This is a genomic window from Phytobacter sp. V91, assembly GCF_965644225.1.
GTDB lineage: Bacteria > Pseudomonadota > Gammaproteobacteria > Enterobacterales > Enterobacteriaceae > CBFFRJ01.
The window spans coordinates 20,043-32,675 of sequence record NZ_CBFFRJ010000006.1 but is presented as its reverse complement, the minus strand read 5'-3'; the positions used below and the strand labels follow the sequence as shown (position 1 = coordinate 32,675).

General features: G+C 53.3%; 11 protein-coding genes, 4 tRNA genes and 1 pseudogene. All 16 read right to left on the bottom strand.

Translation table 11 applies throughout. The annotated features are described in order from the left end of the window. Positions 1-52 precede the first annotated feature (52 nt). On the bottom strand, positions 53-568 hold the full coding sequence (luxS, locus tag ACSZO4_RS02235) for an S-ribosylhomocysteine lyase (RefSeq protein WP_437887205.1): 516 nt from the start codon (positions 566-568) through the stop codon (positions 53-55). A 152-nt stretch (positions 569-720) separates the two neighbouring features. After that, a complete protein-coding gene (gene gshA / locus ACSZO4_RS02230; protein ID WP_437887204.1) occupies positions 721-2,265 on the bottom strand; it encodes a glutamate--cysteine ligase in 1,545 nt (514 codons plus the stop codon). An 80-nt stretch (positions 2,266-2,345) separates the two neighbouring features. Beyond that, positions 2,346-2,773 (bottom strand): annotated as a pseudogene (locus ACSZO4_RS02225) (YqaA family protein). After that, the gene (yqaB, locus tag ACSZO4_RS02220) at positions 2,770-3,336 is read right to left on the bottom strand and encodes a fructose-1-phosphate/6-phosphogluconate phosphatase (protein ID WP_437887203.1); all 567 of its coding nucleotides are present in this window, start codon (positions 3,334-3,336) and stop codon (positions 2,770-2,772) included. The pseudogene ACSZO4_RS02225 and the gene yqaB overlap by 4 nt, the downstream one beginning before the upstream one ends. Positions 3,337-3,641: 305 nt before the next feature. Further along, positions 3,642-3,718, bottom strand: a tRNA-Arg gene (locus tag ACSZO4_RS02215). 127 nt (positions 3,719-3,845) lie between these two features. Further along, positions 3,846-3,922, bottom strand: a tRNA-Arg gene (locus ACSZO4_RS02210). A gap of 191 nt (positions 3,923-4,113) precedes the next feature. Then, positions 4,114-4,190 (bottom strand) — tRNA-Arg (locus ACSZO4_RS02205). Between the two features lie 4 nt (positions 4,191-4,194). Then, positions 4,195-4,287, bottom strand: a tRNA-Ser gene (locus tag ACSZO4_RS02200). A gap of 321 nt (positions 4,288-4,608) precedes the next feature. Next, entirely contained in the window at positions 4,609-4,794 is a 186-nt protein-coding gene (csrA, locus tag ACSZO4_RS02195) for a carbon storage regulator CsrA (protein ID WP_002434672.1), read from the bottom strand. 242 nt (positions 4,795-5,036) lie between these two features. Beyond that, positions 5,037-7,664, bottom strand: coding sequence for an alanine--tRNA ligase (gene alaS, locus ACSZO4_RS02190; RefSeq protein ID WP_437887202.1), 2,628 nt, complete (start codon positions 7,662-7,664; stop codon positions 5,037-5,039). A 129-nt stretch (positions 7,665-7,793) separates the two neighbouring features. Further along, the gene (gene recX / locus ACSZO4_RS02185) at positions 7,794-8,294 is read right to left on the bottom strand and encodes a recombination regulator RecX (RefSeq protein ID WP_437887201.1); all 501 of its coding nucleotides are present in this window, start codon (positions 8,292-8,294) and stop codon (positions 7,794-7,796) included. Positions 8,295-8,362: 68 nt separating this feature from the next. Next, a complete protein-coding gene (gene recA / locus ACSZO4_RS02180) occupies positions 8,363-9,427 on the bottom strand; it encodes a recombinase RecA (RefSeq protein ID WP_437887200.1) in 1,065 nt (354 codons plus the stop codon). Positions 9,428-9,516: 89 nt separating this feature from the next. Beyond that, positions 9,517-10,014, bottom strand: a complete 498-nt coding sequence (pncC, locus tag ACSZO4_RS02175) for a nicotinamide-nucleotide amidase (RefSeq protein ID WP_437887199.1) — start codon at positions 10,012-10,014, stop codon at positions 9,517-9,519. Between the two features lie 123 nt (positions 10,015-10,137). Next, entirely contained in the window at positions 10,138-11,016 is an 879-nt protein-coding gene (locus ACSZO4_RS02170; RefSeq protein ID WP_437887198.1) for a metal ABC transporter substrate-binding protein, read from the bottom strand. Continuing rightward, positions 11,016-11,879 carry a metal ABC transporter permease gene (locus ACSZO4_RS02165; protein ID WP_437887197.1) on the bottom strand — a complete coding sequence of 288 codons (864 nt, stop codon included), beginning with the start codon at positions 11,877-11,879 and terminating at the stop codon, positions 11,016-11,018. Before ACSZO4_RS02165 ends, ACSZO4_RS02170 begins: the two co-directional genes overlap by 1 nt. Beyond that, a complete protein-coding gene (locus ACSZO4_RS02160) occupies positions 11,876-12,544 on the bottom strand; it encodes a metal ABC transporter ATP-binding protein (protein WP_437887196.1) in 669 nt (222 codons plus the stop codon). The genes ACSZO4_RS02165 and ACSZO4_RS02160 overlap by 4 nt, the downstream gene beginning before the upstream one ends. Positions 12,545-12,633: the final 89 nt, after the last annotated feature.

The following is a 12,633-nucleotide window of genomic DNA, read 5'->3' as shown; positions in this document are numbered from 1 at the left end:
AAACGCCTGTCGCTCTACCCTCTCCACGGAGGGAGAGGGAAAAGGTGCACCACTAGATGTGCAGTTCTTGCAGTTTTTCTTTCGGCAGCGCCAGCTCATCGTTGCTGTTTACACGCACATCGCGGTCAAGGATATGACGGGCAATATCCTGAGCTTCCGCCAGAGAGTGCATATGGTAAGTGCCGCACTGGTACACATTCAGTTCCGGGATCTGATTCTGATCCTGCACTTTCAGTACATCGGCCATCGCCGCTTTCCAGGCATCAGCCACGCGCTTCTCATCCGGAGTACCGATCAGGCTCATATAGAAACCGGTGCGGCAACCCATCGGCGAGATATCGATGATTTCAACACCGTTACCGTTGAGATGATCGCGCATAAAACCAGCGAACAGGTGCTCCAGCGTATGGATACCTTTTTCAGGCATCACTTCTTTGTTGGGCACACAAAAACGCAGATCGAATACGGTGATGGCATCGCCATGCGGCGTGTTCATGGTCTTAGCAACACGGACAGCAGGCGCTTCCATACGGGTATGATCGACAGTGAAGCTATCCAACAATGGCATTTAGTCACCTCCACAGTGATTTTTTTAAAAATAAAATGAACTCTTTTAACGGGTGCGAGTCTGAGTATATGAAAGACGCGCATTTGTTATCATCATCCCTGATTTCAGAGATGAATATTTTGGCCACAGCAATGTGGCCTTTTTCTTTTCTGTCAGGCGTGTCTTGCCAGCAACGCCTCGAATGTCTCAGTATCTGAGGCTTCAACTTCTTTCTGTCGCGCCCAGGATGCATCGCACTCTTTTCTGAAATCGTCTTCGCTTAAGATTTCCAGCGGCTCTTCACGCAAAATTGACCGGTACTCATCTGCCAGCGCTTTACCCGTGCCGCCGATGCCGTTATCAATCATCGAACGCAGAATACGCGCCGAGAAGGTCAGGTCCGGGTTATCAAAACTGGCGACCAGCTCATCACACACCTGCTCATAATCCGTGCCGCCGTAAAGGCCATCAAGCGTCTGCGCAACCCGTTTCAGGTCACTGAACAAGTCTTTGCCCACCTGCGGCAGCGGGAACTGAGAAGCCTCGCAGCCCACACCGAGCGTCAGGCCAGGCTTACGACCTTCAAGAATAACCCGGTTCCAGTTTTTACGCGTACACAGCAGCTCATCGCTGCTCATTTCTGGCGCATCAGTCAGTACACACCAGACCATAAAGAGATCGAGGAAGCGGATCTGCTGCTCATCGACGCCAATCGGGGTGAACGGGTTAATATCCAGCGAGCGCACTTCAATATATTCAATGCCGCCACGCAGCAACGCATCCGACGGCGATTCACCGCTACGGGTAACGCGTTTCGGGCGGATCGGGGCATAGAGTTCGTTTTCAATCTGCAAAACATTAGTGTTAATTTGCAGATACTTACCGTCCTTCTGCTGACCGATCCGGGCATATTCCTCGGAAGGCGTTTTGATCGCCCGCTTCAGCGCCGTCACATAATCCGGCAGATTATTGAAGGTGATACCCAGGTTACTTTGCGATTTGTTGGTATAGCCCAGGTCGCTTAAGCGCAGCGAAGTCGCATACGGCAGGTAATACATACCGCCGGGCGTTTTTTCGAACGGTAAGGTGGTCGGCTTGCCTTGCAGGAATGACGGGCAAATGGCCGGTGAAGCGCCAAACAGATACGGGATCACCCAACCAAAGCGGTAATAGTTACGGATCAGGCGGAAATAGCCTGCCGACACCGATTCTTTATCCGTGTCACCGCATTTCGCTTGCCAGAACGCCATCGGCAAAGAGAAGTTATAGTGCACGCCGGAAATGGTCTGCATCAGCGCGCCGTAACGGTTTTTCAACCCTTCACGGTACAGCGTCTTCAGACGGCCAATATTCGAACTGCCATATTGTGCCAGCTCAATATCCTGACCGTTTTCGATGTAGCACGGCATACTCAGCGGCCACATACGTTCATCGCCAATTTCACGCGCAGTGTAGCGATGAACATCACGCATGATGGCCAGCATGTGCTGGATATCACCCTCAACAGGAGTAATAAACTCCAGCAGGGCTTCCGCAAAATCGGTGGTAATCCATTTATGAGTCAACGCCGAACCCAGCGTCTGCGGATGACCCGTTGTTGCCAGGGTGCCATCTGCATTAACGCGCAGTGTTTCACGCTCGAGCCCGCGTTGAATCCCCTTAAGAGCCTGAGGATTTTTTTCCAGCCAGGACAATGCCTGTGATACGTCCGGGATCAAATTGACCTCCCGCCTGTAATAATCATTTTATTAAGCATAATTGTAATGGTTGACGATTAAAGGTCACTCACTCAATCCAATTAGTGCCACCACGTCATACCCTGTAGCGTTACTATGGCCAGTAGCACATAGCGGAACGCCTTCCCAAGGCATAAAAAAATATCACCGGTCCCCAGGAGATGCGCATCCATCCCGCCAGCAGACACAGCAAATCGCCTGTAACAGGCATCCAGCTTAATAACAGTGTGGCTGCGCCATAGCGCCTTAGCCAACCTGTTGCTTTTTCCTGCCAGCGTGACTTTTCACGTAACGGAAAGAAACGCCCAAGAATAACGTTTGTCAGCCCTCCAAGGCTATTACCCATTGTTGCTATTAATACGAGGAGCCAGGGCTGGCTGACATCCGAAAGCAGCATCGCCACCAGAACAACCTCAGAGTTACCCGGTAACAGTGTGGCGCTGAGGAAACTGCTGGCGAATAAAGACGAGAGTGACAGAAGGTCACTCACAATAAGCGCACATCCACGGCATCCATTCCTGCTGCACGTGCCGCCTGCAAACCAAAGTCTGCATCTTCAAATACCACGCACTGATCCGGAGCCACGCCCATACGTTCGGCACACAATAAAAATGTGTCCGGGGCGGGTTTGTGGTTTTTTACATCATCGGCGGCAACAACAGTAGAAAAATAGTGGCGCAGACCAAGATGCACCAGTAGCGCTTCAGCAATGGCGCTTTCGCTGCCCGTGCCGACGGACATAGGGCGACGACCATGCCACTCTTTCACCACCTCTATCAGTGGCAAAGGACGCACGGTATCGAGCAACATGGCTTTGACGGCATCGGTTTTTTCACGCGCCAGCGCATAAGGATCGAGGCTGGCCTGATTGAGTTCGATGACTGACTGGGCAATGCGCCAGGTCGGCGAACCATTTAACGCGATCATCGCCTGTAAGTCGTAGCGCAGGCCGTAGCGCCCAAGCACTTCATGCCACGCTTTGCGATGTGTCGGTTCGGTATCCAGGATGGTGCCATCCATATCAAAAATCAAACCAGCATAACGTTCGTACATCGTGTTCTCACAAACCGGATAACGGAACGTTACTTTATCGTAAACAAGGATTTTTGTCGCTGTTAGCGAAAGGGATGATTTTCAGGGGGAAATGGTGACTAAGGATGATTCAGCTGGTTGTCGCGATTATTTCGCAGACCATGAAATAACAAACTCGCTGTTATCCTGGAGAATATGGTGCATCCGGGAGGATGACTCACTTCGTTCGCCCTACGGGCCGCTGCTGACGCAACGTTATCCTCCCTAGTGCTGCCGATTAACGCGCAGACCATGAAACAACAGTTTTGCTGTTATTTCTGAGAAGATGGTGCATCCGGGAGGATTCGAACCTCCGACCGCTCGGTTCGTAGCCGAGTACTCTATCCAGCTGAGCTACGGATGCATCGGGAAATGCTGAGGTACTGCTGATTTGCCTTTCAGGCCGTTGCTGACGCAACGTTAACCTCCCAGGTAGCGGCGATTATCTCGCAGACCATAAAATAACAATTTTGCTGTTATCCTGGAGAAGATGGTGCATCCGGGAGGATTCGAACCTCCGACCGCTCGGTTCGTAGCCGAGTACTCTATCCAGCTGAGCTACGGATGCATCGGGATTACTGCTTTACTACTGATACCTGCTGTTATTACTAAAACAACAACAGATAAAAGAGGGTGCATCCAAAAAGGATGGCTTAATTGTTCGCCCTGCAAGTCGCTGCTGAAACGACTCTATCTTCTCTGGGGCTGCGATTATCTCGCGGACCATGAAACAACAACTTACTGTTATCTCAAAGAATATGGTGCATCCGGGAGGATTCGAACCTCCGACCGCTCGGTTCGTAGCCGAGTACTCTATCCAGCTGAGCTACGGATGCAAAATGGCGGTGAGGCGGGGATTCGAACCCCGGATGCAGCTTTTGACCGCATACTCCCTTAGCAGGGGAGCGCCTTCAGCCTCTCGGCCACCTCACCAACACGCCTCTTGCGAGTGCTTCAAGTTACTCGTGAGAGCTTCTCGTCGCTGCGTGGCGCACATATTACTTTCTGGGACTTATAAGTCAAACAATTTTTCCAGCACCTGAATCGTTTGCACACTTCGCAGACAATTCGTCGGTTAAAAGCGCAAAAAGGATGTTTTATCAGCAGATTTTTCACCAACGCAGCGGTGGAGACAGCAAGAAGAAATTATCGTGGAAGCAGGCGTTCAGGTCAGGATGCAATACAAAGGTTATACAGAGGGGGAACAGCAGGGAGAGGGTGTTGCGTCTCGCCGGGCAGCGAGACGCGGTAAAATCAAAAACTGGACTGCTGCGATTTTTCAGCCTGGATACGCTGGTAGATCTCTTCACGGTGTACAGACACTTCTTTAGGGGCATTAACGCCAATGCGTACCTGGTTACCCTTAACCCCTAAAACAGTCACCGTGACCTCATCCCCAATCATGAGGGTCTCACCAACTCGACGAGTCAGAATCAGCATTCTTTGCTCCTTGAAAGATTAAAAGAGTCGGGTCTCTCTGTATCCCGGCATTCTCCATCATATAACGCCAAAAAGTAAGCGATGACAAACACGTAAAGTGTAAGCAGTCACGGCATTACATTCTGTTAGACGTAAGTTTAGCCGATATACACAACTTCAACCTGACTTTATCGTTTTCAATAGCGTAGTGGCAAGAACGCCATGACCGCGAGGCCATGGCGACTGCATTCGCTTTGTAATTATTACAGTTTTGCGCCTACCCAGTCTTTTACACTGGCAAGAGCGGCTGGTAGCGCTGCCGCATCCGTACCACCGGCTTGCGCCATGTCCGGACGTCCGCCACCTTTGCCCCCAACCTGCTGGGCAATCATGCCAACCAGTTCCCCTGCTTTCACGCGGTCGGTCACATCCTTCGACACACCCGCAATCAGAGAAACCTTACCTTCTGCTACCGTAGCCAGCACAATGACCGCGGAACCTAACTGGTTCTTCAGATCATCGACCATCGTACGCAGCATCTTCGGTTCAACGCCAGCCAGCTCGCTGACAAGCAGTTTGACACCGTTGATCTCTTCAGCTTTGCCAGACAAGCTCGCGCTTTCCTGAACAGCCTGCTGTTCTTTAAGTTGTTGCAGCTCTTTCTCAAGCTGACGGGTACGCTCCAGCGCTGAACGCACTTTGTCGCCCAGATTCGCGCTGTCGCCCTTCAGCAACTGCGCAATATCATGCAGTTGATCGCTTTGCGCATGCAGTGCGGCAATAGCGCCTTCGCCCGTTACCGCTTCAATACGACGCACACCCGCAGCCGTACCGGACTCAGAGACAATGCGGAACAGGCCAATATCGCCGGTTCGCGATGCGTGAGTACCGCCACAAAGCTCGGTAGAGAAATCGCCCATACGCAGAACGCGTACACGATCGTCATATTTCTCGCCAAACAGCGCCATCGCGCCAGTGGCTCTTGCCGCATCAATATCCATGATGTTGGTTTCGACAGGCAGGTTGCGACGAATTTGCGCATTCACGCTATCTTCAACGGCACGAATTTCTGACGGCTTCATCGCCTCAAAATGGGAGAAGTCAAAGCGCAGCGCTTTGTCATTGACCAGCGAACCTTTCTGCGCGACATGCGTACCCAATACCTCACGCAGAGCTGCATGCATCAGGTGAGTCGCAGAGTGATTCAGACGGATACGCTGACGACGCGCTTCGTCAACTTCAGCTTTCACGCCGTCGCCAACTTTCAGCGAGCCGGAAGCCACTTTACCAATATGACCAATCGCCTGGCCGTATTTCTGCGTATCGCTGACGCTAAAGGTAAAGCCGGTACCTTTCAGTTCGCCTTTGTCGCCAACCTGGCCGCCGGATTCTGCGTAGAATGGCGTTTCGTCCAGTACCACAACCGCTTCCTGACCTGCGCTAACGGCAGCAACAGCTTTACCATCCACGAACAGAGCGGTCACTTTGCCGTTCAGTTCCAGATGGTCATAGCCTTTAAATTCAGAGCTACCATCAACGCGGATCATCGCGTTGTAATCTGCGCTAAAGCCACTGGATTCACGTGCGCGGCGGCGCTGCTCTTCCATGGCGGCTTCAAAGCCCGCTTCGTCAACTTTAAGGTTGCGCTCACGGCATACATCGGCGGTCAAATCGACCGGGAAGCCATAGGTGTCATACAGACGGAATGCTGTCTCGCCATCCAGGGTATCGCCCTTGAGCTTCGACAGTTCATCATCCAGCAGCGCCAGACCACGTTCCAGCGTGCGCGCGAACTGCTCTTCTTCGGTTTTCAGAACCTGCTCAACCTGAGTCTGCTGACGCTTCAGCTCGTCACCCGCAGCGCCCATGACTTCCAGCAATGGCCCCACCAGTTTAAAGAAGAAGGTATCTTTCGCGCCCAGCATATTGCCGTGACGAATAGCACGACGAATAATACGGCGCAGCACATAGCCGCGGTTTTCGTTGGAAGGGATAACGCCATCGGCAATCAGGAATGCGCAGGAGCGGATATGGTCTGCAATCACGCGCAGTGATTTATTACCCAGATCGGTCGCATTGGTCACTTCAGCAACGGATTTAATCAGTTTGCTGAACAGATCGATTTCGTAGTTGGAATTCACATGCTGGAGAACCGCCGCAATACGCTCAAGGCCCATGCCGGTATCAACAGAAGGTTTCGGCAGCGGTTCCATCGTACCGTCAGCCTGACGGTTGAACTGCATAAAGACAATGTTCCAGATCTCAATATAGCGATCGCCATCTTCTTCCGCGCTTCCCGGAGGACCGCCCCAGATATGATCGCCATGGTCGAAGAAGATTTCGGTGCACGGACCGCAAGGACCGGTATCGCCCATCTGCCAGAAGTTATCGGATGCGTAAGGGGCGCCTTTATTGTCGCCGATACGGATAATACGCTCGCGAGGAATACCAACTTCCTTTTCCCATATTTCGAAGGCTTCATCATCGGTTTCATACACGGTGACCCACAGACGCTCTTTCGGCAGGTTGAACCAGTTTTCACCGGTTAACAATTCCCATGCGTACTGAATAGCGTCATGTTTGAAATAGTCGCCGAAGCTGAAGTTACCCAGCATCTCGAAGAAAGTATGGTGACGTGCAGTGTAACCGACGTTTTCCAGGTCGTTGTGTTTACCGCCCGCGCGCACACAGCGCTGCGAAGTGGTTGCGCGGGAATAATTACGCTTGTCGAGGCCAAGGAAAACATCCTTGAACTGGTTCATCCCGGCATTGGTAAACAGTAATGTAGGGTCGTTATTCGGCACAAGTGAGCTGCTGGCAACTACCTGGTGGCCCTTGCTATGGAAAAAGTCGAGAAACGCCTGACGGATCTCAGCGGTGCTCTTGCTCATAATTATCCTGGAATCAAGCTAGCGAAATGTCGTAACGGGTAACTGCCCTTTGACAGACAGCCACCCGCTACTGGAAAAAGTGGGAATAAGATAAGTTTTCTTTACTACGAAGTAAAATCCCGTATGCGGTCAATCGTTAAAATTTCGCCAGATTTCCTGAATATCTTCCAATAAATAACCGCGATAGAGTAAAAAGCGCTGCACTTTTACTTTGTCAGCAAACTGCGTGGGCAGAGGTGTACCGTACTTGCGTTCAGCCTGTTCACGCGCCCTTTCGCTCCACTCAATTTCGCAGTCACGCATTGCGCTTTCACAGGTTTCACGCGACACCCCCTTTTGCCCCAGCTCCTGGCGAATACGCGCAGGGCCATATCCTTTGCGGCTGCGGCTGGCAATAAATTGCCGGGCAAAACGGTCATCGTCGAGATAATGATTTTCAGCACACCAGCCAATTACGTTATCAAGATCCTGCTGGCTGACATCAATCTTTTCAGGACCATTTTTACTCATAACGGGTGCAGTGAGCTTGCGTCGCAGTTCCGCTTCGCCATGATCGCGCATGGCCAGGATACGTAAGGCACGATCGAGTAAGCGGGCGTAATCAGAGCGGCGAGGTGTATTTTCAGGCATCACAAATCCTGCTGGCAAGAAAAAGCAAAAGGGCTGCATAAGCAGCCCCTCAATTGTCGTTCAGATTATCAGAAATCTTCGTTGGTTTCTGCGACGTCTTCACCGCTGTCGTCGACAGAAAAGTCCGGTTTATCGCTCGGATTGCTGAGCAGGATCTCACGCACTTTCTTCTCGATTTCTTTCGCCGTCGCCGGGTTTTCTTTCAGCCAGTTAGTGGCATTCGCTTTACCCTGACCGATTTTCTCACCGTTGTAGCTGTACCAGGCGCCCGCTTTTTCAATCAGCTTCTCTTTTACGCCAAGGTCAACCAGTTCGCCATAGAAGTTGATGCCTTCACCGTAAAGGATCTGGAATTCAGCCTGTTTGAATGGCGCGGCGATTTTGTTTTTCACTACTTTAACGCGGGTTTCACTGCCCACCACGTTATCGCCCTCTTTCACCGCACCGATACGGCGAATATCCAGACGGACAGAAGCATAGAATTTCAGTGCGTTACCACCGGTGGTGGTTTCCGGGTTACCGAACATCACACCAATTTTCATACGGATCTGGTTGATAAAGATCAGCAGCGTGTTGGATTGCTTGAGGTTACCCGCCAGCTTACGCATTGCCTGGCTCATCATACGTGCGGCAAGGCCCATATGAGAGTCGCCGATTTCACCCTCGATTTCCGCTTTCGGCGTCAGGGCAGCAACGGAGTCGACGACGATAACGTCAACCGCGCCAGAACGAGCCAGCGCATCACAGATTTCCAGCGCCTGTTCACCGGTATCCGGCTGAGAGCAGAGCAGGTTGTCGATATCAACACCCAGCTTACGTGCATAAACAGGATCCAGCGCGTGTTCCGCATCGATAAACGCACAGGTCTTCCCTTCGCGCTGAGCAGAAGCGATAACCTGCAACGTCAGGGTCGTCTTACCGGACGATTCTGGCCCGTAGATTTCGACGACGCGCCCCATTGGCAGGCCACCTGCGCCCAGCGCAATATCCAGAGAAAGCGACCCGGTGGAGATGGTTTCCACATCCATAGAACGGTCTTCACCCAGACGCATGATGGAGCCTTTACCGAATTGCTTTTCGATCTGACCCAGCGCTGCCGCAAGTGCTTTCTGTTTGTTTTCGTCGATAGCCATGATTACTCCTGTCATGCAAGGTGAAGCGTCTACGCTTCGCCGTGAATTTCTGATCTGATTCCGCAATTATACTGTATGGTCATACAGTATCAAGTGTTTTGTAGAAAATGTTGCCACAGTGTATGTAACGCATAGGCTGTCGCCTGTCGCCGCACCGCTTCGCGATCGCCCGCGAAACATTCACGACGGGTAATTCCCTGCCCGTTCACGCAGGCAAAGCCAAACCAGACCGTGCCCACAGGTTTCTCATCACTCCCGCCGTCGGGTCCGGCGATGCCGCTAATCGAGATAGCGTAATCAGCACGCGCGGCTTTCAGAGCCCCGATAGCCATCTCAACCACCACCGGTTCGCTGACCGCGCCGTTGGCCGCAATGGTCTCCGGCTTCACGCCGATCATCTGCGATTTGGCTTCATTGCTGTAGGTCACAAAACCCCGCTCAAACCAGGCCGAGCTGCCGGCAATATCGGTGATCGCCTTCGCGACCCAGCCTCCGGTGCAGGACTCAGCCGTGGTGATGCTCGCCCCCTGCTGCTTTAACGCCTGGCCGATCTGCTCACTCAACTGCATTAATTCACTGTCAGTCATGATGATCTCCGTCGTACAAAACTGTGGCGCAAAAGATAACACTTTCAGGGCAAAGGTGGGATTGAGGTAATGAATTTACGAGGAGGCGTCAGAAAAAAGCCAGCTCGCGCTGGCTTCAGAGGATTATTTCATGCTACTGGCGATAGTTTCTACATTATGGCGAAACGCCTGGGTGTAGGTATCGGCCACGCCGCCTTTATTACTCAGCGCTTCCGGGTAAAGCTCTCCGCCCGGCTGGGCGCCCGTCGCTGTCGCTATCTGTTTGACCAGGCGAGGATCAAGCTGGTTTTCCATAAACCAGGTATGCACCCCATCAGCTTTGATCTGTTTAATCAGCTCAGCAACCTGCTGCGCACTGGCCTCACTCTCCGAAGAGAGCCCTTGCGGGGCCAGAAAATCGACATTGTAGGCGCGGGCAAAATAGCCAAAAGCATCGTGGCTGGTCAGTACTTTGCGTTTTTCCCGCGGTATAGAACTGAACTGTGTTTTTGCCCAGCTATCCAGCTTCTGAAGCTCGCCGATATAACGCTGCCCGCTGGCGTTAAGGTCGGCTTTGTCCTCCGGATCTGCCTTCACCAGCGCCGTCAGAATATTTTGCGCGTAGAGCGCGCCATTCGCCGCGCTATTCCAGGCATGGGGATCGGTCACGGTTTTGCCATCTTCCTCAAGGGAATGAGTTTTCACACCGGTGGACGCCACAACAACCGTACCTTTAAAACCAGACGCCTTGACCAGTCTGTCCAGCCAGCCTTCCAGCCCCAGGCCGTTAACCACCACCACATCAGCCTTATTGAGTAACGCACTGTCTTTCGCGCTCGGCTCGAAGGTGTGCGGGTCGCCATCCGGCCCCACCAGCGTCGTGACCTTCACATGGTCGCCCCCCGTTTGCGCCGCAATGTCCCCCAGGATGGAAAAACTGGCGACCACATTCAGGGTTTTCGCCATCGCGCTTTGCGTCAGCAACCCGAGAGCTACTGCCAGAACTACCACTGCCTTTTTCATTATGTCTCCTTGCCAGGTAATTGCGCCCGCAGACTGCTGCGCGCGCCGAATAAAATTGAAAAGATAAAGACGCCGCTCGCGGTGAGCACAATCGACGGCCCGGCAGGCAGGCCAGCCCCCCAGGAGAGGCTCAACCCCATCCAGGCTGAAAGCGCCCCGGTAATGCCCGCAAACAGCAGTAATCCCGGTAAGGTTCGCGCCCAACAGCGTGCAGCGACCGCAGGTAAAATCATCACGCCCACGGCCATTAACGTGCCCAGAACCTGGAAGCCGGCAACCAGATTCAGCACCAGCAACGCCAGAAACAGACTGTGAAAAAACGCCGGCAAGCGGGGAGCGTTAATCTGCAGGAAGCGACTGTCAAAGGCCTCGCAGACCAAACCGCGATAGCACAGCGCGAGACACAGCACGGTCAGACTGGCGACCCCGGCAACAAAAAGGGCTGCGTCCTTGTCCACCGCCAGCACCGAACCAAACAACAGATGCAGCAGATCGACACTGGAGCCGCGCAGCGACACCAGGGTAACGCCAAGCGCCAGTGAGGTGAGATAGAGTCCGGCAAAGCTGGCATCTTCTTTCAGCGGCGTGCGGCGGCTGATAAGCCCCGCCACCAGCGCAACCACAATCCCGGCGACAAATCCGCCGAGGCTCATGGCCAGCAGCGACATGCCATTGAGTAAAAAGCCCACCGCCACACCTGGCAAAATGGCATGTGACAGCGCATCGCCCATCAGGCTCATACGCCGTAATTGCAGAAATACGCCAAGGGCGGTGGTGCTGATGGATAACGCCAGGCAGACCACCAGCGCACGACGCATAAAACCAAACTCAACAAACGGCTGGAAAAAGAGATGCCATATCATGCCGGGCACGCTCCGGTATCTTGTGCAATGGTTACACCCCAGTTCGCGCAATCACCATCGAGGCGCAACGTCTGCGGAAAATAGCGGGCTACGCGTTCGCTGTCGTGCAATACGGCAAGGATGGTTTGCCCCTGCTGATGCATATCGACAATTTGTTCCATCAACAGCTGGCTGGTTATTTCATCGATGCCGGTAAAGGGTTCATCCAGCATCACCAGCGGCGCATGTTGTAACCATATCCGCGCAAAAAGCATGCGCTGAAACTGCCCACCGGAGAGCGCGTCGATAGTGTTGTTCGCCAGCGCCAGCATGCCGACTCTTTCCAGCGCCGCCGCCACCTGCGCTCTGGCCTGCCGGTTTAGCCCGCGAAACAGTGAAATGCGCGGCCAGTGCCCCATGCTCACCACATCCTGCACGGTAAGCGGAAAATGAGGATCCAGCGTCTGACGCTGTGCCAGCCAGCCAATAGCCGGACGCGAGGATGGCCAGCGCAATGCGCCGCTTACCGGCTTCAATTCTCCGGCCAGGGTTTTTAAGAGGGTTGATTTTCCGCAGCCATTGGCCCCGACAATCGCCGTCATACTGCCGCGCTCCACAACACCGCACAGCGAAGGGGTAATGGCGCAGGCGCCGTAGCCTGCCACCAGGTGGTCAAGTTCAATCATGGTAGCGCCACTGCCCAGGCAGTCAGTAGCCAGAGCGCTGTAAGCAGCAGCGCAGCCCACCCTAAGCGGCACCAGCCAGAGCGGGAAAA